The organism is Rhizobium sp. AN73 (assembly GCF_030757975.1).
In the GTDB taxonomy this organism is placed as follows: domain Bacteria; phylum Pseudomonadota; class Alphaproteobacteria; order Rhizobiales; family Rhizobiaceae; genus Agrobacterium; species Agrobacterium arsenijevicii.
In genome coordinates, this window is record NZ_JARWME010000002.1 from 1,928,932 (window position 1) to 1,949,916 (window position 20,985).

21 protein-coding genes and 1 pseudogene are annotated in these 20,985 nt (G+C 60.3%); 10 read left to right on the top strand and 12 right to left on the bottom strand.

Annotation, left to right across the window (positions count from 1 at the left end):
• Positions 1-74 precede the first annotated feature (74 nt).
• The 3 genes from groL (at position 75) to RBH10_RS19490 (ending at position 3,485) form a co-directional block, all read left to right on the top strand.
• Positions 75-1,709, top strand: coding sequence for a chaperonin GroEL (gene groL, locus RBH10_RS19480; RefSeq protein ID WP_045024046.1), 1,635 nt, complete (start codon positions 75-77; stop codon positions 1,707-1,709).
• Positions 1,710-2,447: 738 nt separating this feature from the next.
• Positions 2,448-2,882, top strand: a complete 435-nt coding sequence (locus RBH10_RS19485) for a hypothetical protein (protein WP_045024121.1) — start codon at positions 2,448-2,450, stop codon at positions 2,880-2,882.
• Positions 2,883-3,038: 156 nt separating this feature from the next.
• Positions 3,039-3,485 carry a DoxX family protein gene (locus RBH10_RS19490; RefSeq protein WP_281039677.1) on the top strand — a complete coding sequence of 149 codons (447 nt, stop codon included), beginning with the start codon at positions 3,039-3,041 and terminating at the stop codon, positions 3,483-3,485.
• A gap of 63 nt (positions 3,486-3,548) precedes the next feature.
• Here the strand turns inward: RBH10_RS19490 and hisG are convergent, their stop codons facing one another.
• From hisG to hisS, 4 genes are read right to left on the bottom strand one after another with little or no spacing between them, the layout of a single operon-like run.
• Positions 3,549-4,241, bottom strand: coding sequence for an ATP phosphoribosyltransferase (hisG, locus tag RBH10_RS19495; RefSeq protein ID WP_045024050.1), 693 nt, complete (start codon positions 4,239-4,241; stop codon positions 3,549-3,551).
• A complete protein-coding gene (locus RBH10_RS19500; protein ID WP_281039676.1) occupies positions 4,238-5,362 on the bottom strand; it encodes an ATP phosphoribosyltransferase regulatory subunit in 1,125 nt (374 codons plus the stop codon). Before RBH10_RS19500 ends, hisG begins: the two co-directional genes overlap by 4 nt.
• Before the next feature lie 16 nt (positions 5,363-5,378).
• Positions 5,379-5,747 carry a VOC family protein gene (locus RBH10_RS19505; protein WP_281039675.1) on the bottom strand — a complete coding sequence of 123 codons (369 nt, stop codon included), beginning with the start codon at positions 5,745-5,747 and terminating at the stop codon, positions 5,379-5,381.
• Positions 5,748-5,750: 3 nt separating this feature from the next.
• A complete protein-coding gene (hisS, locus tag RBH10_RS19510; RefSeq protein WP_281039674.1) occupies positions 5,751-7,274 on the bottom strand; it encodes a histidine--tRNA ligase in 1,524 nt (507 codons plus the stop codon).
• A 156-nt stretch (positions 7,275-7,430) separates the two neighbouring features.
• On the opposite strand from hisS, the gene RBH10_RS19515 reads away from it, so the two are divergent.
• Genes RBH10_RS19515 through RBH10_RS19525 form a run of 3 tightly spaced genes read left to right on the top strand, consistent with a single transcriptional unit; the run spans position 7,431 to position 8,682 of the window.
• The gene (locus RBH10_RS19515; protein ID WP_306180767.1) at positions 7,431-7,658 is read left to right on the top strand and encodes a DUF6290 family protein; all 228 of its coding nucleotides are present in this window, start codon (positions 7,431-7,433) and stop codon (positions 7,656-7,658) included.
• Positions 7,642-7,911, top strand: a complete 270-nt coding sequence (locus tag RBH10_RS19520; protein ID WP_281039672.1) for a type II toxin-antitoxin system RelE/ParE family toxin — start codon at positions 7,642-7,644, stop codon at positions 7,909-7,911. Before RBH10_RS19515 ends, RBH10_RS19520 begins: the two co-directional genes overlap by 17 nt.
• A gap of 6 nt (positions 7,912-7,917) precedes the next feature.
• The gene (locus RBH10_RS19525; RefSeq protein WP_281039671.1) at positions 7,918-8,682 is read left to right on the top strand and encodes a hypothetical protein; all 765 of its coding nucleotides are present in this window, start codon (positions 7,918-7,920) and stop codon (positions 8,680-8,682) included.
• 31 nt (positions 8,683-8,713) lie between these two features.
• Here RBH10_RS19525 and RBH10_RS19530 read toward each other — a convergent pair whose 3' ends face one another.
• Positions 8,714-9,631, bottom strand: a complete 918-nt coding sequence (locus RBH10_RS19530) for a LysR substrate-binding domain-containing protein (RefSeq protein ID WP_045024064.1) — start codon at positions 9,629-9,631, stop codon at positions 8,714-8,716.
• A gap of 82 nt (positions 9,632-9,713) precedes the next feature.
• Here RBH10_RS19530 and RBH10_RS19535 point away from each other — a divergent pair, with 82 nt between their 5' ends.
• Complete coding sequence (locus RBH10_RS19535; RefSeq protein ID WP_281039670.1) at positions 9,714-10,757, top strand: YeiH family protein; 1,044 nt, start codon at positions 9,714-9,716, stop codon at positions 10,755-10,757.
• Positions 10,758-10,775: 18 nt separating this feature from the next.
• On the opposite strand, the gene RBH10_RS19540 is transcribed toward RBH10_RS19535, so the two are convergent.
• The gene (locus tag RBH10_RS19540; RefSeq protein ID WP_045024068.1) at positions 10,776-11,219 is read right to left on the bottom strand and encodes a hypothetical protein; all 444 of its coding nucleotides are present in this window, start codon (positions 11,217-11,219) and stop codon (positions 10,776-10,778) included.
• Positions 11,216-11,845 (bottom strand): DNA-3-methyladenine glycosylase I, encoded by a 630-nt coding sequence (locus tag RBH10_RS19545; protein ID WP_045024070.1) that lies wholly within the window; start codon positions 11,843-11,845, stop codon positions 11,216-11,218. The genes RBH10_RS19540 and RBH10_RS19545 overlap by 4 nt, the downstream gene beginning before the upstream one ends.
• A 237-nt stretch (positions 11,846-12,082) precedes the next feature.
• On the opposite strand from RBH10_RS19545, the gene RBH10_RS19550 reads away from it, so the two are divergent.
• Both RBH10_RS19550 and RBH10_RS19555 read left to right on the top strand, forming a co-directional pair.
• Positions 12,083-12,859, top strand: a complete 777-nt coding sequence (locus RBH10_RS19550; protein ID WP_045024072.1) for a L,D-transpeptidase — start codon at positions 12,083-12,085, stop codon at positions 12,857-12,859.
• A gap of 264 nt (positions 12,860-13,123) precedes the next feature.
• Positions 13,124-13,783: an outer membrane beta-barrel protein gene (locus RBH10_RS19555; RefSeq protein ID WP_045024073.1), complete on the top strand. Its 660-nt coding sequence runs from the start codon at positions 13,124-13,126 to the stop codon at positions 13,781-13,783.
• Positions 13,784-13,829: 46 nt separating this feature from the next.
• Here RBH10_RS19555 and RBH10_RS19560 read toward each other — a convergent pair whose 3' ends face one another.
• The 4 genes from RBH10_RS19560 to RBH10_RS19575 form a co-directional block, all read right to left on the bottom strand.
• Positions 13,830-14,366, bottom strand: coding sequence for an RES domain-containing protein (locus RBH10_RS19560; protein ID WP_281039669.1), 537 nt, complete (start codon positions 14,364-14,366; stop codon positions 13,830-13,832).
• Between the two features lie 51 nt (positions 14,367-14,417).
• Entirely contained in the window at positions 14,418-15,734 is a 1,317-nt protein-coding gene (gene glcF / locus RBH10_RS19565) for a glycolate oxidase subunit GlcF (protein WP_281039668.1), read from the bottom strand.
• Positions 15,735-15,737: 3 nt separating this feature from the next.
• A complete protein-coding gene (gene glcE / locus RBH10_RS19570) occupies positions 15,738-16,952 on the bottom strand; it encodes a glycolate oxidase subunit GlcE (protein WP_281039667.1) in 1,215 nt (404 codons plus the stop codon).
• Between the two features lie 239 nt (positions 16,953-17,191).
• Positions 17,192-18,640, bottom strand: coding sequence for an FAD-linked oxidase C-terminal domain-containing protein (locus RBH10_RS19575; RefSeq protein WP_372339793.1), 1,449 nt, complete (start codon positions 18,638-18,640; stop codon positions 17,192-17,194).
• Between the two features lie 98 nt (positions 18,641-18,738).
• Here RBH10_RS19575 and RBH10_RS19580 point away from each other — a divergent pair.
• Positions 18,739-19,637, top strand: a pseudogene (locus RBH10_RS19580) (LysR family transcriptional regulator).
• Between the two features lie 10 nt (positions 19,638-19,647).
• Here RBH10_RS19580 and RBH10_RS19585 read toward each other — a convergent pair.
• Complete coding sequence (locus RBH10_RS19585; protein ID WP_281039664.1) at positions 19,648-20,922, bottom strand: DUF3422 family protein; 1,275 nt, start codon at positions 20,920-20,922, stop codon at positions 19,648-19,650.
• Between the last annotated feature and the right edge of the window lie 63 nt (positions 20,923-20,985).

Sequence of the window (20,985 nt, forward strand, 5' to 3'; positions counted from 1 at the left end):
TTTCGCCGAACCCATCGTTTCCTTAAATTTCAAGCCGGATCCATTCCGGCCGTTCGAAACCAGGAGTTTTGAAAATGGCAGCCAAAGAAGTCAAATTCGGCCGCTCAGCGCGCGAAAAGATGCTCAAGGGCGTCGACATTCTTGCTGATGCAGTGAAGGTAACCCTCGGCCCGAAGGGTCGTAACGTCGTTATCGACAAGTCCTTCGGCGCACCGCGCATCACCAAGGACGGCGTTTCCGTCGCCAAGGAAATCGAACTGGAAGACAAGTTCGAGAACATGGGCGCACAGCTCGTTCGCGAAGTAGCTTCCAAGACCAACGACATCGCTGGTGACGGCACCACCACCGCGACCGTTCTGGCCCAGGCCATCGTTCGCGAAGGTGCAAAGGCAGTTGCTGCCGGCATGAACCCGATGGACCTGAAGCGCGGCATCGATCTTGCTGTTGCAGAAGTCGTCAAGGACCTTCAGGCCAAGGCCAAGAAGATCAACACTTCGGAAGAAGTTGCTCAGGTCGGCACGATCTCTGCAAACGGCGAGCGTCAGATCGGTCTCGACATCGCTGAAGCAATGCAGCGCGTCGGCAACGAAGGCGTCATCACGGTTGAAGAAGCCAAGACCGCTGAAACCGAACTCGAAGTCGTCGAAGGCATGCAGTTCGACCGCGGCTACCTGTCGCCTTACTTCGTGACCAACCCGGAAAAGATGGTTGCGGACCTCGAAGACGCTTACATCCTTCTGCACGAAAAGAAGCTTTCGAACCTCCAGGCCATGCTGCCGGTTCTCGAAGCTGTCGTTCAGACCGGCAAGCCGCTCGTCATCATCGCTGAAGACGTAGAAGGCGAAGCTCTTGCAACGCTCGTCGTCAACAAGCTGCGTGGCGGCCTCAAGATCGCTGCCGTCAAGGCTCCTGGCTTCGGCGACCGCCGCAAGGCCATGCTGGAAGACATCGCCATCCTGACCGGTGGTACCGTCATTTCCGAAGACCTCGGCATCAAGCTCGAAACCGTAACTCTCGACATGCTCGGCAAGTCGAAGAAGGTTTCGATCTCCAAGGAAAACACCACGATCGTTGACGGCGCAGGCCAGAAGTCCGACATCGAAGGCCGCGTTGCCCAGATCAAGGCGCAGATCGAAGAAACCACTTCCGACTACGACCGCGAAAAGCTGCAGGAACGTCTTGCCAAGCTCGCTGGCGGCGTTGCCGTGATCCGCGTTGGCGGTTCGACGGAAGTTGAAGTGAAGGAAAAGAAGGACCGCATCGACGACGCTCTCAACGCGACGCGCGCTGCTGTTCAGGAAGGCATCGTACCGGGCGGCGGCGTTGCCCTGCTGCGTTCTTCCACGAAGATCACCGTCAAGGGTGTGAACGACGACCAGGAAGCCGGCATCAACATCGTGCGTAAGGCTCTGCAGTCTCTGGTTCGCCAGATCGCAGAAAACGCAGGTGACGAAGCTTCCATCGTTGTCGGCAAGATCCTCGACAAGAACGAAGACAACTACGGCTACAACGCCCAGACCGGCGAATATGGCGACCTGATCCAGCTCGGCATCGTCGACCCGGTCAAGGTTGTTCGCACGGCTCTGCAGAACGCAGCTTCGGTTGCTTCGCTGCTGATCACCACCGAAGCCATGATCGCCGAACTTCCGAAGAAGGAATCGGCAATGCCCCAGATGCCTGGCGGCGGCATGGGCGGCATGGACTTCTAATCAGTCCTGTCTCTGGAATACGAAAGGGCGGTCTTCGGATCGCCCTTTTTCGTTGCAGCCCATGCCGTTTTAGCGGTCTGGCGTCGCAAGCGCACCAGACGGGCGGCATGGACTTCCAATCAGTCCTGTCTCTGGAATACGAAAGGGCGGTCTTCGGATCGCCCTTTTTCGTTGCAGCCCATGCCGTTTTAGCGGTCTGGCGTCGCAAGCGCACCACACGGGCGGCATGGACTTCCAATCAGTCCTGCCTCAGGAATACGAAAGGGTGGTCTTCGGATCGCCCTTTTACTTTGCCGCCCTGCCCTTTTTCGAGGTCTGGCGGAATATCTCCGCTTGCCGGGAGCAGGCTTAAAAAATATTGTCTCTTTTTGAAACAGCGGCAACTTTAGCCGGCTTGTTTTAGGCAGCGCGTGCAATAATCGGATGCCACGAAAGGCGAATCACGATCGCCGATGGGACGGATTTCCGCCTTCTCCAGTTTATAAGTGCGACATCTAGTTGTCTTTTTTCGTATATTTCGCGATTGCGATGCAGGAATACATATTATTTTTGATTTTCTCTCTGACTGGTTGTTGTGGGTAGGATAAAATAAACTATAAGTCAGCCCCCGTAAGGGTGCCGCGACGGGACGCAAGCATTGAAGGGGTTCGATGCTTGGCAATCATGCTCGACTGCGGATGGGGATGAAAGATCAACTTGGCAGCGACGCTTGAAATTGCGGGCGCTGGTACGATGTTCATGCGGGGGCGCGATTTGTTCGAAATATCAAGACGCAACGATGCTCTGCCTGCGGCCGCAACGACCATGCCGGATGCTCAGACCCTGTCTCATTTCTTTATTTCGGAAGAATGGATCGGCGATCTTTCGAGCGGCGTCATCAAGCTTGGTGAACACGCATCTTTCATGCATGGCCTGCCGCAGGGTGAATGCGGCCTGCTCAGCCTGATCCGTTGTTATGACCGTGGCCACCACGCCCGCGTGCTCGAACTTTTCGAACAGGCATCCGCCGCACCTTCGCGCTTCTGCTTTTCCACCGGCCTGCTCACCCTGCCGGCAATGCGGCAGCCGCTTATCTGCATGGGCGAATCCTCCGGTTTTGAGGCCGGCCAGCAAGGGCGTATCTCTGGCCTGTTCCTGTTTCCGCGTTTCGAGGATATTCGCTTCGCCGCCTAAACATCATTGAACAGACGGCCGGCATCGTTCACAAAATGAAGACAATTTGTCTCCTGTTGTTCATCTTTATGGATAGATGATTTTCGGGCATTGATATCTCCAGACATTGCCTTGCAGTTCAACCGGCGACACGCCGATCATTTACCGGAGATATCCATGTCCAGCAGCCAGAACGTCCTCGTTCTCATCGCCCGCATTCTGCTTTCCTTCATCTTCATCTATTCCGGCTTCGGCAAGCTTACCGATCCGGCTGGCACCGCCGGCATGATTACGGGCGCCGGCATGCCCGCCGCAACCGCGCTTGCCTATCTTGCAGGTCTGTTCGAACTCGTGGCCGGCCTTGCCATTCTCACCGGTTTCCAGACCAAGATCGCCGCATGGGCGCTTGCCATCTTCTGCGTATTCACCGGCCTCGTCTTCCACAGCGGCACGGTTGCCGTTCCTGGCTGGCCTGACCCGGCTCTCGGCTGGATCAACGCGCTGAACGGCATCATGCTGATGAAGAACATCACCCTTGCCGGCGCATACATCCTGCTCGCAACCTTCGGCGCCGGCGCCTACTCGCTCGACGCAAAGCGCGGCCTGGTTGCCGCCCGCGCCTGAACCGATAGACTGACCAAGAAAAAAGCCGCCGGAGCGATCCGGCGGCTTTATCTTTTTGTGCTTTCAGACGGCTGCTTTTATGCGCGCCGCGATCTCGTGAACCGCAACATCGCCTTCATGTTCCGGCTTGCGGGCACGGACAAAGCAGGCTTCCGAACGGACGATAATACCATCGGAGAGGATTTTCAGGTGGTTGGCCTTCAGCGTCGAGCCGGTGGAGGTGATATCGACGATGATATCAGCCTGCCCCGCCGCAGGTGCACCTTCGGTAGCACCAAGGCTTTCGACGATGCGGTAAAGCTGAATGCCGTGCTGGCGCGAAAAGAACTGCTGCGTCAGCCGCCAGTATTTGGTGGCGATAGCCAGCCGGCGGCCATGACGGGCGCGGAATTCCGAGGCCACGTCGCCGAGATCAGCCATGCTGTCCACATCCAGCCAGATTTCCGGCACGGCAACGACGACATCGGCGTGGCCGAAACCGAGGCGGGCGCAGAATTCCACCTGCGCATCGGCGTTGGTCAGCCCTTCGCGCACCAGGTCCTCCCCAGTCACGCCGAAATCCACGCTTCCGGCACCGATCTCACGGGCAATTTCGGAGGCCGACAGATAGGCGATCTCGATATCGTCGCGTCCTTCGATGCGACCGCGATAGGAACGGTCGTTGCCGACGGCCGCAACCTTCAGTCCGGCGCGTTCCAGAACGGCGGAGGCGTCTTCCTTCATCCGACCCTTGGAGGGCAATGCGATGGTGATCATGGCTTGCTCCCACGCACCGCTTCGATGCGATCCAGCCAGAGCGAAAAGCCCACGGCCGGTATTTTTTCCTGTGCGCCGAGTAGCGTCAGCAATCGGTCGAAACGGCCACCACCGGCCAGCACGCTATCGCCACCCGTTTCCACCACCTCGAAAACGAGGCCAGTATAATAATCGAGCGGACGGCCGAAAGCAGCACCATAGGTGACCGTTTCGAGATCGACGCCGGCATTGGCAAGTGCTGCGACACGGTTGTCGAAAGCGGAAAGCGCGCCATCCAGTTTCAGTTTGGCCTTTGCGGCAAAATCGCCAAGGATTTGCGAGGCCTGCTGCAAGGGTGCCTGCAGGGCCAGAAACTGCTTGAGCAGCTCGAAACTGTCATCCGGCAGGCGCGTGGCCGCCAAGGCCAGCTTTTCCCGCAGACGGCGGGCGATTTCCTGCGGCGAGCGGCTGGCATTGGTGGAATAGCCGGTTTCCTGCATTACCGTGTCGAGATACTCGACCAGCACCGCCTCCTCGCCCGTCGCCAGCAGACCGGCGACCCGCGCATCAAGGCCAGTCATGGGTTTGGGATGCACAAGGCTTTCCAGCAGCGCCTCCAGCTGCGCCATATCGCCGAAGGCCTGCACCAGCCGCTTCTGCCAGCCGAGCGGCAGGCCGAGGGCCGCGACCACCGCCTCGAATACCTGCTGGTCTCCCAGTGTGACGGAGAGCGAACGGCCGGGCAGCAGGCGTTTCAGAATAGCGGTGGCGTCGATCACGGCGCGGGCATCGGCAGCGGCGATATCGGTATCGCCGAGATCCTCGATGCCGGCCTGATAAAACTCGTTCGATCCTTCGCGGCGCTGGCGGAAGACCTCACCCAGATAGGAATAACGCTTCGGCGTACCCGTCGCCGTCTCGATATGGCGGAGGCAAACGGGGATGGTGAATTCGGGGCGCAGACACAGGCTCTCGCCCGTCTCGCTTTCCGTCATGAAAATACGCCGGCGCAAATCCTCGCCGGCCATATCCAGAAACGGTTCGGCGGGCTGGATGACAGGCGTGTTCACGCGCGTCGTGCGGCGCGCGGCGAATTCTTCCAGTAGCTCTCCGGAAAATTCCGGCATGTCGATCAGGGGCATGAAACGGTACTTTTCGTCACGGTTCGAGCGGCTGCATCATTTCGATGCGGTTTCCGAAGGGATCATGGACATAAAACCGGTGATATCCTTCAAGCGGCTCATCCTCAACCACATGGCAGCCCGCAGTTTCAAGTGTTTTTCGCAAGTTCGCGAGATCATCGACCAGAAAGGCCGGATGGGCTTTCCTTGCCGGCCTGAAATCCTGCTCGACGCCGAGATGGAGTTTTATCAGCCCGCATGTGAACCAGCATCCACCACGCGCGGCCAGATTGGCGGGTTTCGCCTGCTCCGCAAAGCCGAGCAGGCCGCCATAAAAGGCGCGCGCTTCATCTTCCCGGCCCGCGGGCATCGCCAGTTGAACGTGATCGAGCCCGAGGACCGCCATGGCCTAGCGCCCTTCGTTGGCGCGGCGAACGTCCTCTGCCTGATGTGCGAGAATCTCGCGGACCTTCGCCACCAGTTCGGCTTCCGGCGCGGTGATCTGTGCCACGCGCGCCTCACGCCAGCTGGCATTGTCCTCGATCTCACCCGACAGGCGCTTGCCTTCGATCAGATCCTTGATCTGCACCACGCCTTCGGCGCGCTCGTCACCGCCCTGGATGATGGCGATGGGGGAGCCGAGACGATCGGCATATTTCAGCTGATTGCCGAATTTCTTCCAGTTGCCCTGGTACATTTCGGCGCGGATGCCCTCGGCCCGCAGCGCCTGCGTGAAGCGCTGGTAACGGCCCATGCTTTCCACATCACCGTCCATGACGGTGATGAGAACGGGTGCCAGCGGCTTGACCTGTCCTAGCTTGCCGAGGTTCTTCAAGGCGGTCATCAGACGCGAGACGCCGATGGAAAAACCCGTGGCCGGCACCGGCTGGCCCATGAAGCGCGAGACGAGACCGTCATAACGACCGCCACCGCCAACCGAGCCGAACACAACCTTTTCGCCCTTTTCGTTGGTGACGTCGAAGGACAGCTCGGCCTCGTAGACCGGGCCGGTGTAATATTCGAGGCCGCGCACGACGGAGGGATCGATCTTGATGCGCGTCGCATCGTAACCGGCACTGGAGACCAGAGCGCCGATGATATTCAGCTCATCAACGCCTTCCGCTCCTTTCGAGGTGCCCGCAACCAGTTGTGCGAGATCATCGGCGCTTTCCGCATAATCCTTGATGCCGACGAAAAACAGGACCTTTTCGATCTGCTCATCACCGAGACCAGCACCCTTGGTGAAATCGCCGGACTCATCCTTGCGGCCGGGGCCGAGCAGCAGCTTCACGCCATCAGGGCCGAACTTGTCGAGCTTGTCGATGGCGCGCAGCACGTTCAGGCGACGACCGGCATTTTCCTCACCACCGAGGCCGATGGCTTCCATGACGCCATCGAGTACCTTGCGGTTGTTGACACGAATGATGTAGTCGCCGCGCTGAATGCCGAGCGCTTCCAGCGTATCGGCCATCATCATGCACATTTCGGCATCCGCCTGCACACCAGCAGCACCAACCGTATCGGCATCGAACTGCATGAACTGGCGGAAGCGGCCGGGGCCGGGCTTTTCATTACGGAAAACGTAACCCGCACGATAGGTGCGGTACGGCAGCTGGATCTCGTTGAAGTTCTCAGCGACATGGCGGGCAAGCGGCGCGGTCAGATCGTAACGCAGGCTCATCCACTGGTCGTCGTCATCCTGCAGCGAGAACACACCCTCGTTCGGGCGGTCGCTATCGGGCAGGAACTTGCCCAGGGCATCGGTATATTCGAACAGCGGGGTTTCGACAGGATCGAAGCCGTAAAGCTCGTAGACCTTGCGGATCTTCTCGATCATCTCATTCACGGCATGAATATCGGCGACCGAGCGATCCACGAAGCCGCGCGGCAGGCGGGCTTTCAGTTTCTGAGGCTTTTTTGCTTTTTCGCTCATGATGCCGATCCGATATTTTCCTGAAATTATGCCGGTGTATTAGAGGATGAAGCCCTGTGCGGCAAGCCGCAAAGGCTCCAGTTCTGCTGGCCCCACGAGGTGAGTGATGCTATATGGGATGCATGTATCCCATTTCGGCCTGGAAAGGACGTGACCATGAGTAAACAGACGGCCATCCGCCTGCCGGACGAGACCTATGAGCGGCTGAAAGCGCTGTCTGCGCGCACCGGCCGCACATCCGCCTATTACATCCGCGAGGCGATCGAGAAACATATCGAGGATATGGAAGATCTCTATCTTGCCGAAGAGGCGACGCGGCGCATCCAGCGCGGGGATCTGAAGGTGGTGAGCGCCGAGGAGTTCTGGCGTGATCTGGACAATTGAATACGACATTCTCGTTCAGAAAGAGATGCGGAAAATCGATCCGCAGAACCGCCAGCGTATCCGCACTTTCCTTCAAGAGAGAGTGGCCACACTCGACAATCCCCGCCAGACGGGTGCCGCCTTGCAAGGCTCCGAACTCGGCAGCTTCTGGCGTTATCGGGTAGGCGATTACCGCATCATCTGCGATATACAGGACCACAAGCTTATCGTGCTGGTGGTCGAAATCGGCCATCGCCGCGAAATTTACCGTTAGGCATTCATGATCCTCGAAGCCCTGCAATATGCCGCCACGCGTGCGGCCACGCCGAAACCTTTTCGGCCGCATATCCGCTATTCCGTGAACCTTTGGGCGCGCGCCAACCGCTGCGCCAAGGCATGGGCGGAACATGAAAACCACAGCCGTCAATTCGTGCTGCAATCGGCCCGAAAGCTGAAACAGAAGCGAACGGCGGTAGTGCTGGGATCGGGCCTGCTGCGCGACGTGCCCTATGGTGCGCTGGTGGCGATGTTCGATACAGTCGTCCTGGTCGATCTGGTGCATCTCGCCAGTGTTCAGGCGAAGCTGCGCTTCAATTCCAAAAAGAACGTGCGCATCGTTAACCGCGATCTTTCCGGTTTTGACGATATCGTTGCCGGTAAAGAACCGGAACCGCTCGAATTCCTGCGGCGGGTGCCCTATCTCGATTTCGTCGTCTCGGCCAACCTCCTGTCACAGATCGGTACCGGCGCGCGGCATCGGCTGGAGCGGGAGAAGATTGCCGGCGCGCCTGATGACCTGTTGCCGAAGCTCATTCAGACCCATCTGGACGCGCTGGCCGGCCTCCCCTGCAAGGTCTGCCTCGTGACGGACACATCCTTCGACGTCATCGGCAAGAATGGCAGCGTTCATCAGCACGAAGACCTGCTGCATGGTGTTGAGATTCCCGCGCGCGCCGCCGCATGGGAATGGCCGCTCGCGCCGTTTGGGGAAGAAAGCCGGGATTATCGCATCGTTCATCACGTCGTTGCGCGTGAATTGACGTGATCGCGCCGCCCGCGCGGCGCCGTCTTCCAGCTTACAGACCGGCAAGACCGGCCTTGTAGTCCTCCGAGGCCGCCCGGCTGAGACGCTCCAGTTCCATGGCCGCCCGGCTGGTATGGCGTTCCTTGTGACGCAAGAGGGCGAAGTTGCGGGCGGGCAGATCGATGCCTGAACGGACCAGCAATCCCTGTCGCAGGAACAGGGAAGCGACGGAGGCGGACACCGCCGTCGCAGCACCACCGGAACGCGCCGCCATCACCACCGCCTCGTTGGACGGCAATTCCAGCATGACGGAAAGCTCTCCCGGCTCGACGCCCATCTGCCGCACCGCCGCCTCGAAGGCGGAACGGGTGCCGGAGCCCTGCTCGCGCAGGACCCAGGAGGTTCCGTAAAGTATATCGAGGGCAGTGAGATATCGGCCGTCGGCGAAGGGATGGGCCGAACCGGTGACGACCAGAAGTTTGTCAGACACGACGGGCTGCACCATCAGTGCCGGCTCGTCGATCCTGCCTTCGATGAAACCGACCTCCGCCAGACCGTCGAGCACGGCCTGTGTGACGGTTTTCGTATTGCCGATATCGAGCCGCACGGTCACACCGGGATAAAGCTTCTTGAACTGCATCAGGATCGGCGGCAGCCAGTAGCTGGCGATCGTCTGGCTGGCGCAAACGGTGATTTCGCCGCGCGTCAGGCCACCCATTTCGGAGAGAATCAGTTCCGCATTGCGGACACGCGCCAGCGTCGCTTTCGCTTCGCCCAGAAAAACCCGGCCACTTTCGGTCAGCTCGATATTGCGGCCGACGCGATGAAACAGCTCGACATTATAAAAGGCCTCGAGATTCTTGATCGCGGAACTGACGGCGGAAGCGGTCAGACCGATCGCCTGCGCCGCCCTGGTCAGATGTTCACGCTCGGCGACGGCAATGAAAATGCGGAGTTGTTCGAAGGTCATGGCTTTTTCATTCGATTTTACCGAATAATATATGCCATATTATTTGATAGAATAAAACAGGCCATTCCGGCATTGTCTGGCCATGGCACAGCATCGCACCCTCCCCCATCCCCTGCAGTTCTCCCTGCGCTGGCTCACCCCGCTTCTGCCGGGCTTTCTGATCTCGGCGGCAGTCAGTTGCGCCGCCATTCTGGCGGAACGCTTTCAGGTGCGGCTTGCCGGGCACGCATGGCTCGGCGATCTCGTGCTTGCCATTCTGATCGGCACGCTTTTGCGTTCGCTGGTGTCGCTGCCGGCTGTTGCCTCAGCGGGCATCAAGTTCAGTGCCAAGACCCTGCTTGAAATCGCGGTCGCGCTTCTCGGCGCGTCGTTGAGCCTTTCCATTCTCAAAGGGGCCGGCGGCTTGCTGATCGGCGGTATCGCTGTCATCGTCGCCCTGTCGCTGATCATCAGCTACGCCGCCGGGCGGATGCTGGGGCTGCCGCCCAAACTCGCAACGCTTATTGCCTGTGGCAACTCCGTCTGCGGCAATTCGGCCATTGCAGCGGCTGCACCCGCCATCGGTGCCAAACCCGAAGATGTCGCCGCCTCGATTGCATTCACCGCGGTTCTCGGTGTCGTCGCTGTTCTGCTGATGCCGTTCCTGCCGCAGCTCCTCGGTCTCGACGCCACCCAATACGGCATCTTCGCAGGCCTGACGGTCTATGCCGTGCCGCAGGTGCTTGCCGCCACCGCCCCGCTTGGAGCCGTGGCCGTGCAGACCGGCACCATCGTCAAGCTCATCCGCGTCCTGATGCTCGGACCGGTGATTGCCGCCCTTTCCGTCATCCATGGCCAATCCGGCAAGGGACGTCTGAAACTGCAGCAGATGGTTCCGTGGTTCATCATCTGCTTCGTGCTGATGATCATGGCCCGGTCCTTCGGCCTCATTCCCGAAGTTCTGCTCGGCCCCGTCGCCTCGCTCTCCAACATCCTCACCATCATGTCGATGGCGGCATTGGGCTTGTCCGTCGATATTCGCAGCCTTCGCCATGCCGGCGGCAAGGTCATCGTCGCCGCCAGCCTTTCGCTCGTGCTGCTTGGGATTTTGAGCTTCGGCCTGATCGTACTGACGCAAACCGTCTGAAGAAGATATGGCGAGCCGTTATTTCTGGCTGCTGACCGTCAGGACGTAATGTGCGCCCAGCCCGCGGCGCGGTGATCCCAGGATAAGCGTCGGGCGGATCAGCCATTCCGTATCCGTCTTCGGCGTCAACGTTGCGATTTTTCCTTCGCTGTCACTGAAAAAGATCGCGTCCTGGTCCGGCGTCGAAAAATCGAAGACTGCCATCAGGACGAATTCGCTGGAGGCGGCAAGCTCGATCTTTACCGTCTGCCCGGCCTTCACTTTCAGGCGGTAGACATCGCCGCGCCCACGCCGGGTCCAGCCATCAAGCTTCAGCGGCCCGGCCGGCGGCAGGGCGACTTCCTTGAGCCTTTCGCCATCGTCCAGCCAGATGCCGTCGACATTGCGGCTTTCCGCGAAGGATGCATGCGGCACGGCCGCCACGGCCATGGTAAGAGCCAGAAGAAGGGACGTTGCCTTCATGGACGTACAAACTCCCGCCGCATGGCCTCGATAGGCTCGCGGCAATGACAGCCTTCGATATGGTCGTTGACCATACCCATGGCCTGCATGAATGCATAGACGGTCGTCGGGCCGACGAAGGTCCAGCCGCGCTTTTTCAGATCCTTGGAAAGACGAATGGACGCGTCGCTGGTGGGGTTGGCCCTTAGTGTCGCATAGTCCAGCCTTTGCGGCCTTTCTGCGGCGGAAGGCTCGAACCCCCAGAAATAACGGGCGAGCGAACCGAATTCGTCCCGGAGCGCTATAGCGCGGTGGGCATTGTTGATGGTCGAAACGATCTTGCCGCGATGGCGGATGATGCCCTTGTCCGCAACGCAGCGCTCAATGTCGGCCTCGCCGAACTCCGCCACTTTTTCGAATTCGAAATTGGCAAAGGCGAGACGGAAAGCCTCGCGCTTGCGCAGGACCGTCAGCCAGGAGAGGCCGGACTGGAAGCCTTCCAGACAGATCTTCTCGAACAGGCGGCGGTCGTCGGTGACGGGATAACCCCATTCCTCATCGTGGTAACGGCTGTAATCCTCAAGTCCCTGCTGCCAGAAACACCGCACGCGGCCATCCGCGCCCGTTTCAAGTCCCGCCTCGTTCATCCCGCAACACCCTTTTTCGCCGCTACCCATCATCCGCGTGATGCGCGCACTTACCACTCATTCACCACGTTTCAAAACGGGTCGCTAACCTTAAATCCAGCTTTTCCTAATCAAGCGCTTTTTAATGAACGGCCATTTACGATCTCGCTGGCGTCAAGGTGCGAACGTGTCCGGCAAGGCGGGTGAATGAACCCGCAATTGCTATTGTTGCGACATACCGCAGAGAGAGTCCACCCGATGACGATGAAGTCCGTTTTTCTGGCGCTGAGCCTCGTTTCCACCTTCGCCGCCCCGGCTGCCATGGCCGCCGGTGAGCGTTATCGCGAACGCCCGCCCGTCGTCGTCAGTCCGGACCTTTCCGCCCCCTGGGTAACGCAGCTTGGCGGCGGCAATGTGCGGCCGGTGGTTTATCCGCGCGCGCCCGCGGCGCGCCAGCCTTTCTTCCAGCAGCGCCAGGCAGCGATGCCACAGCGCCCCAGCGCGGGCGTCACCTCGCAGCGTCCGGCTCGGGTGCAGAACGCCGCCGTTCGCCCGAACGCGCCGGTCCGCACGCAGATCGCCCCGCAATTCCTGCCCCAGATCGTGAGCTACCAGACCACCCAGAAGCCCGGCACCATCGTCATCGATACGCCGAACCGCTTCCTCTATCTCGTCATGGCGGATGGCAAGGCCCGGCGTTACGGCGTCGGCGTTGGCAAGCCCGGTTTCGAATGGGCCGGAACGCACAAGGTAACCCGCAAGGCGGAATGGCCGAGCTGGACGCCGCCGAAAGAGATGATCAGCCGCGAGGCGACGAAGGGACATTACCTGCCGGCCTTCATGGAAGGCGGTCCCGCCAATCCGATGGGCGCGCGCGCCATGTATCTCGGCTCCACGCTTTACCGCATCCACGGCACCAACCAACCCTGGACGATCGGCAGCAACAATTCCTCCGGTTGCATCCGCATGCGCAATGAGGATGTCACCGATCTTTACGAGCGCGTGAACGTCGGAACCACAGTCATTGTGATATGACGGCAACGGTGCCGCTAATACGCAGGCCCACAGCCGGCGTGGCGGCGCGTCGCGCTTGAATTGATGTCCCAGAGCGGTACAATCGTTACTAGATTGATTAAACGAGACTTGGCGGGGGACGCCAGGAGCCGGACCTCTCTCAGGGGGATGATGGAACGGCCTTGAAACGGGTGGTCAAATGACCGCCCGTTTTTCGTTTCTGTCATCTAAATGTTACTGAAAAGCGGTTTTGTGTTTCTTCAAAGCTAAACTGGATTCTGTTTCATGTCGCGCCACGCCTCCTTTCTCTGCACCCTGTTGTTCAGCAGCATTTCCTTCTCGGCCGCCATGGCGGGAGAATTTGAAATTTCCGGTTACGGCGGCTGGCAAAGCGCCCCGCACAGCGACGTGACTGTTTCGGACGGATCGGACTTCCGGGCCGGATGGGAAGGCAAGTCGTTTACCAGCCCGGCCTATTGGGGGGTGCGCGGCACCTACTGGTTCGAGGAAGGCCAGCTCAACAATTTCGGCCTCTCGCTCGATTACACCCATGACAAGGTCTATGCCGACGACCAGACGCTTGCCCGCTCCGGCTGGTCGCATTTCGAATTCACCGATGGCCTGAACCTTCTGACGCTGAACGCACTCTACCGCTTTCCGCTGGAGACCTGGCGCCTGACCCCCTATGTCGGCGCGGGCGTCGGCATCAACGTGCCGCATGTGGAAGTGACCCGCCCCTCGGGCAAGACCTTCGAGTACCAGCTCGGCGGCGCAACGCTGCAGGCGCAGGCTGGCCTCAGCTACCGCATCACCGACAACTGGTCGACCTTCGTGGAATATAAAGGCACCTATTCCTTTATCGACGTGGATATCGACAATGGCGGCAAGCTCAAGACCGATGTCATGACCAATGCGGTGAACTTCGGCGTCGCCTACAAGTTCTGAGGCATCGGAACCCCGGCTTATTACATCCCTGAAATCCGGCACGCGTTCAAAGGCCCCATTTGGCCCCGTTCTGCGAAAGCCGGATTTCGACCGGTTCGCCGCAAACCTCCACCTGCGGACCATCGCGATGGTTCCAGCGGAAAAGGTTGAGATGCCATCCGCCGGCGATCATGCGCGAGCAATCGATCAAGCCGTCGGCTCCTGTTACCCTTGCCAGGTCGGAGTTTTTCCACGATGGCGGCTCCTCTCCGGCAAGAAGCGCATCACGCCACGATTTGCTGGACAGGGAGCGATCGATTCCCAATGCTTCACATGCCTGCTCGTCGCGCTGGTCAACCACCATGGCCGGTCCGACCATAACCGGGACCAGAAACCGTGGATGCTGATCCTCCCGCATGTAACCGGAAATCGCCATGATCGACCACTCCGCGAAAGGGCTCATATAGAGGGTAGGCTGACCGGGACGATGGTAACGCCCGGCGCTTTCCGGGTTGGGAGTGAGCACGCTGTCCAATCTGTCAGCCGCCACCGAGCGAAAAAAGCGGCCCCGCACCTCGCTTAACCAACGCGAATTTTCCGTCATTGCAAACGCCTTCAAGCCAATCCCGAATGTTTATTTTAGGAGGCTCGGATATCAATGACGTGACGTAACACCTGCGATTTTTTTCGGTGGCGGTCCACCATAGGCCCAGTCCAGCAGTTCCACCGTGTGCAGGATCGGCATTTCCGTGCCGGTGGCGATCTGCGTGATGCAGCCGATATTGCCGGTGGCGATGACATCCGCGCGGGTGGCTTCGATATTCTTGACCTTGCGTGCCTTCAGCTTTCCGGAAATCTCCGGCTGCATGATGTTGTAGGTTCCGGCCGAGCCGCAGCAGAGGTGCCCTTCCGCCGGATCACGAACGGTGAAACCCGCCGCTTTCAGCAATTGTTTCGGCGCCATGGTGATCTTCTGGCCATGCTGCATGGAGCAGGCCGAATGATAGGCAACCGTCAGACCCTGGCTTTCCTTTTGCGGCAGGTCGAGGGTCGAGAGATATTCGGTAATGTCCTTGGCAAGCGTTGAGACCCGCGCGGCCTTCTCCGCATAGGCCGGGTCGAGCCGCAGCATATGACCATAATCCTTGATGGTGGTGCCGCAACCGGATGCGGTGATGATGATGGCGTCGAGCCCGCCCTTCTCGATTTCCCGCGTCCAGACATCGACATTGCGGCGAGCCGAGGCCAGCGCCTCAGCCTCCCGTCCCATATGGTGCACAAGCGACCCGCAGCAACCTTCGCCCTTCGGTATGACAACCTCGACGCCAAGCCGCGCCAGAAGGCGCAGCGTCGCTTCGTTGATACCGGGATCGAGCACCGGCTGGGCGCAGCCGCTCAAAAGAGCGACACGCCCACGCTTTTCACCTTCCGCCGCCCGTTCACCCGGCCGGGCTGAAGCGGAGGCCGCAGGGACGGCAGCGGGAGCAAGATCGAGCATGGATTGCAGGGGTTTAAGCGCTGGAAACTTCGCAAGCAGCCCGGCAAACGGCCGCGTTATCCTTGCCAGATGCAAGGCCAGCCGGAAACGGCCGGGATAGGGCAGAACCGCCGCCAGAAGATTGCGGATCAGGCGATCCATGAAAGGACGTTTATAGGTCTGTTCGATATGGGCGCGGGCGTGATCGACCAGATGCATGTAATCCACGCCGGACGGACAGGTTGTGGTGCAGGCAAGGCACGACAGGCAGCGGTCGATATGGGTGACGACTTCGCGGTCTGCCGGGCGGCTGTTTTCCAGCATGTCCTTGATGAGGTAGATGCGGCCGCGCGGACTATCCAGCTCGTTGCCAAGCGTGACATAGGTGGGACAGGTGGCGGTGCAGAAGCCGCAATGCACACATTTGCGCAGGATCTTTTCGGATTCTGCCACATGCGGATCGGCCAGCTGTTCGGGCGTGAAGGATGTTTGCATGGTTCAGACGGCCCTTTCTATCGTTACGGCCATCTTGCCGGGATTAAAAATGCCCACCGGGTCGAGCTTTTCCCTGATGCGCGCAGACAGCATGGCTTCCGCCGCCGGGCGTGGTTCGAATGCCGGCACGGTGGCGCGCACCGCGTCGCTCGCCCGCATCAACGTGGCATGGCCACCGCCGAGTGCCCGGATGGCGCCGCGCAGCAGTTCCGCTTCCGGGTCCGCCTCCATCTGCATCCAGACGAGGCCGCCTTGCCAGTCGTAAAAGGCATCGATGCCCGCTTCCATGCGCAGCGCGGAAACCAGCTTGTGGCCTTCGCTTGGAGCAACAGAAACTTTCCAGAGCGGCTTGGCATCTTGCCCGGCATAGGGTGCGACATCCCGCACCTGTCGCCATAAAACCGCGCTTTCCTCGCCTTCCAGCAGCGCCCAAGGCCCGACCCGGTCCATGACGGACAGGAGTTTCGCCGCACGCGCTTCGACAGAAGCCGCGAGACCCTCCAGCCGGAGAATGGTCGCAGGGCCTTCCGGCAGAGAGCCGCCGATGAAACGGGAACTGACATTTTCCGGCAGATGGGCGGCACCTGATACCTCGACGCTCATCGCCATCGCTGCCGCCATGATCCGCGTCGCCGCCTCGTCATCCAGACCGGACACGACCACGGTTTTTTCCACGGGCGGTTTGGGCAGCACACGGAAGGTGACTTCGGTGAGAAAACCGAGCGTGCCGTGTGAACCGGCCAGAAGCTTCGAGAGGTCTAGCCCGGTGACATTCTTCATCACCCGGCCGCCAGCCTTGATGCTCTCTCCCCGGCCGTTGACGAAACGGATACCGAGCAGGCTGTCGCGCGCGGCACCCGCCACATAACGGCGCGGGCCGGAAGAATTGGCAGCAAAGACGCCGCCGATGGTCGGCTCGCCTGTGGTTCCCATGATCGGGCGGTGATCCATCGGCTCGAAGGCCATCATCTGACGGTTTTCGGCAAGGGCGGCCTCAACGGTGGCGAGCGGCGTGCCTGCCTTGACCGTCATGACCATTTCGGCGGGGACATAGGAGACGATGCCGTTGATAGCGCGGGAGGTCAGAATGGTTTCTGCCGCCACCGCGTTGCCGAAACCGGCGCGGCTATTGCCGCCGAAGATTTTCAGCGGGGTCTTTCGGGCCGCGTGGTCGCGGATGATGTCGGCGACCTGGGTTTCTGCGTATGGCGTCAGCATGGGGTGGCAGCCTTTGAGCAAGTGGTGGTACGCTCCGAGCAAGAAATACCCCCCTCTGCCCTGCCGGGCATCTCCCCCTCAAGGGGGAGATCGGCAAGCGGAAGACACCCCACCTAAGGAACATTTGCGGAATTGTTGGGCGAGTGGGAGCGGCATCTGATCTCCCCCCTTGAGGGGGAGATGCCCGGCAGGGCAGAGGGGGTGAGCCGCACCCACCACGGCTACAAAGCTAAAGTGCGTCAATTCCGTCCCTCCAGCGGGAACACCTTCGAAGGGTTCATCAACCAGCCCTCATCAAAAGCAGCCCGAACCGCCATCTGCTGGGCAAGATCAGCCTCGCCATATTGGTGGCGCATCAGGTCGCGTTTTTCGATGCCGACACCGTGTTCGCCGGTGAGGCAGCCGCCGGCATCGACGCAGAGTTTCAATATCTCGTTGCCCGCCTCTTCGGCGCGCGCGGCATCATCCGGATCATTGGCGTTGAACAGGATGAGCGGATGCATGTTGCCATCGCCCGCATGGAAGACATTGGCGACACGTAGACCGAGCCGGTCGGTGATCTCGCTCGTCTTTTTCAGCACATAGGAAAGCTGGGAAAGCGGCACCGTGCCATCCATGCAGATATAATCCGCGATGCGGCCTGTCGCGCCGAAGGCAGATTTGCGGCCTTTCCAGATCGCCGCCGCCTCCATGGCCGACTGGCATTCCTTCACCGTCTTCACCCCGTGTTTTCGGGCAATGGTGACGATATCGGCCAGCATGGCGTCCATTTCCGCTTCGGAGCCTTCGACCTCGACGATCAGAAGCGCGCCGGCATCCAGCGGATATCCCGCCTTGGCGAATGCTTCGCAAATCTCGATCGCCGGCTTGTCCATGAATTCGATGGCGACCGGAATGATGCCCGCGCCGATGATATCGGCGACGCAGGAGCCGGCACTTTCAGAGGTTTCGAACCCGAACAGCACCGGGCGCGCTCCCTCCGGCTTGGCGATCAGCCGCACCGTCGCTTCCGTGACAATGCCTAGCTGGCCCTCCGAACCGCAGACCAGCGCAAGCAGATCGTAACCGGCGGCATCGAGATGTTTGCCACCCAGTTCCAGCACCGTGCCATCCACCAGCACCATTTTCACGCCGAGCAGATTATTGGTGGTCACACCGTATTTCAGGCAATGCGCACCACCGGAATTCATGCCGACATTACCGCCGATAGTGCAGGCAAGCTGCGAGCTGGGGTCTGGCGCATAAAAGAAGCCTTCGGCACCGGCGGCATCGGAAATGGAAAGATTGGTAACGCCCGCCTGTACCCTTGCCGTGCGATTATAAAAATCGAGTTCGAGGATCGAGGACATCTTCGAAAGGCCGATCACCACCGCATCCTCCTGCGGGATTGCGCCGCCGGAGAGCGAAGTGCCTGCGCCGCGCGGCACGACCGGAATGCCATAGCGGTGGCAATATTTCAGCACCGCTGCGACCTGCTCGGTCGTCTTCGGCAGGGCAACAGCCAGCGGCAGCCGCCGGTAGGAGACGAAGGCATCGGTCTCGAAGGGCACGAGTTCGCGCGGCTCGTGCACAAGACAGTCTTCCGGCAGAATATCCTTCAGATCGGATATGATGCGGTCACGGTTTGATAAAACCGCCGCACGCGGCTCCAGAAACTTGATCGGCTGCGTCACCGCCCTCTCCTCCATGCACGTCTTGCCAAGTGGTATTGTTTCTTTACCACTTTGAAGGAGCGCAATCAAATGCTAAGGATTTTTTCCATTCCGGAAACAATCAGGAGGCAACTGTGACAAATCTAGGCGATCTGGAAGTCTTCGCAAGCGTTGCCGCTTCCGGCAGCATGTCACTTGCCGCCAAGGAGCTTGGTTATTCGCCCGCCGTCATTTCCAAGCGCATCAAGCGGCTGGAAGAAAAGCTTGGTGCACGGCTGTTCCAGCGCACCACAAGGCGAATTTCACTGACCGAAGCGGGCCAGGGCTTTTACGAGCGGGTGCTTGCCGTGCTGGAGGGGCTGGAGGACGCCGAGGATTTCGTGTCCGGGCGGGCCAACACCGTCAATGGCACGCTGAAAATCTCCGCCCCCACCTCCTTTGGGCGCATGCATATTGCGCCGCATCTGAAGACATTCATGGAGCGGCACCCTGACCTGTCGGTCAATCTGGTGCTCAGCGACGAATTCATCGATATCATCGAAGGCGGTTACGATCTGGCGATCCGTATCGCCGATCTCAACTCCTCCAGCCTCGTCGCCCGTCGTCTGGCGCCGGTGCGGCGCGTGCTGTGCGCTTCCGCGGAGTATGTGGCTACCCACAGCATGCCGGCAACGATCGAGGACTTAAAGAAACACCGCTGCCTGCCGGCCCACAATAACGATATCTGGCGGCTGGAAGGACCGGGCGGCGCGCTGAGCATTCGCCCGGAAGGCATGCTGGTCACCAATTCCAGCGAGGTGATCCGTGAGGCGGTTATTTCCGGCCTCGGCATTGCGCTGCGCTCCACCTGGGATATCGGCCATGAGTTGCGCGCCGGCAAACTGGTGCAGGTTCTGCCCGCCTATGAGGGGTCGCGAAATGTCACGCTCTCGGCGGTTTATCCGAGCCGGCAGTTCCTGCCCGCGAAAGTGCGGCTGTTCATCGACTATCTGGCCGGGCTTTATGGGCCTTCCCCTATTGGGAACAGGGCTGAAGCAGACTTTTTAATGCCCACCCTCGGCATGGGAGCGGCGGACACGGCGCACTACCCACCAGACGCCGAGCACGGCGACTGGAACGGACAGACCTGTAACCACGGCGGGGTCGACCGGCAGCACGTCGTGGCTGATCGCCTTGGTGAGATAACCGATAAGGCCAACGACATAATAGGAAATGGCGGCGACCGAGAGGCCTTCCACCGTCTGCTGCAGGCGAAGCTGCATGGCGGCGCGTTTGTTCATGGTATCCAGGAGCACGGTGTTCTGCCGCTCGAGCTCCACGTCGATCCAGCTTCTGACCAATGCAGTAGCACGATAGAGCTTGCGCGACAGGTTGGCCTGCCGCTCCTCGACCGACTGGCAGGTGCGCATGGCGGGCGCAAGGCGCCTTTCCAGAAAGCTGCCCATGGTCTCGTGCCCCTGAACCGACGTTTCGGCCAAGGCACGAATGCGTTCGCGCACGATGCCGTCATAGGCGCGGCTGGCGCCGAAGCGGTAGAGGCTGAGCGCCGCGTTGGCTTCCAGTTCCGCCGCAAGCCGGGTCATCTCCGCCAGCAGCGCATCGGCCTCGTCGCGTGCGCCGTTCTTCATGCGTTGCGTAATGCCCGTCAAACCATCCTCGATGCGGCGGATTTCCGGCGACAGCGTCTGCGCCATCGGCAGGCCGAGCATAGCGAGCGTGCGATAGGTCTCGATATCCAGCAGCCGCTGCACCAGCGCGCCGCGGCTGTAATCACTCAAGCCCCGGTCGATCACCAAAATCTGCGTCAGCCCGTCACGATCCTGCCGGAAATCGGTGAGGATTGCCGCCTGACCGTCACGCACGTCGCTGTAACAGAGGCTCGTCGGCTCGAACATCGTCTCCGCATTGGCGGGCGTTCCACTTTCGGGGCGAATTTCCAGCCGCACACCCGATATCAGCAAGCCGGGTGGCGAAAAACCGTCACCGAAGGGGTCGCCGGCAATATCGCCGCCGAATTTTTCCGGCGCAGGGCCATCCCAGAACCATGTCGAAAATTCGGTGTGCCGCTCCCAGCGCAGCGTCCCCTGCCCCCAGGGCATGGCGTGGTGGCGGGCATCGCGTTCCGGCGGCGCGACACCGCGGCTGCGCGACATTTCCGCGATGACCGAGTGATGCACGGCCGAGCCGCCATCCATCATGAAGGCGAGCTGGACGATGATGCGCGACGGCGCCAGAAGCACCGTTGGCCGCGCATGAACCTCGCCCAGAGCGAGCGACCTTTCCGGCGCGCTTGCGAAAGCAAATCTACCCTTGGCCATTGCGATATCGTCCCCCGCCTGTTCCGCCGGTTTCTAAAGCATCAAAGGCGGCGACGACACCGC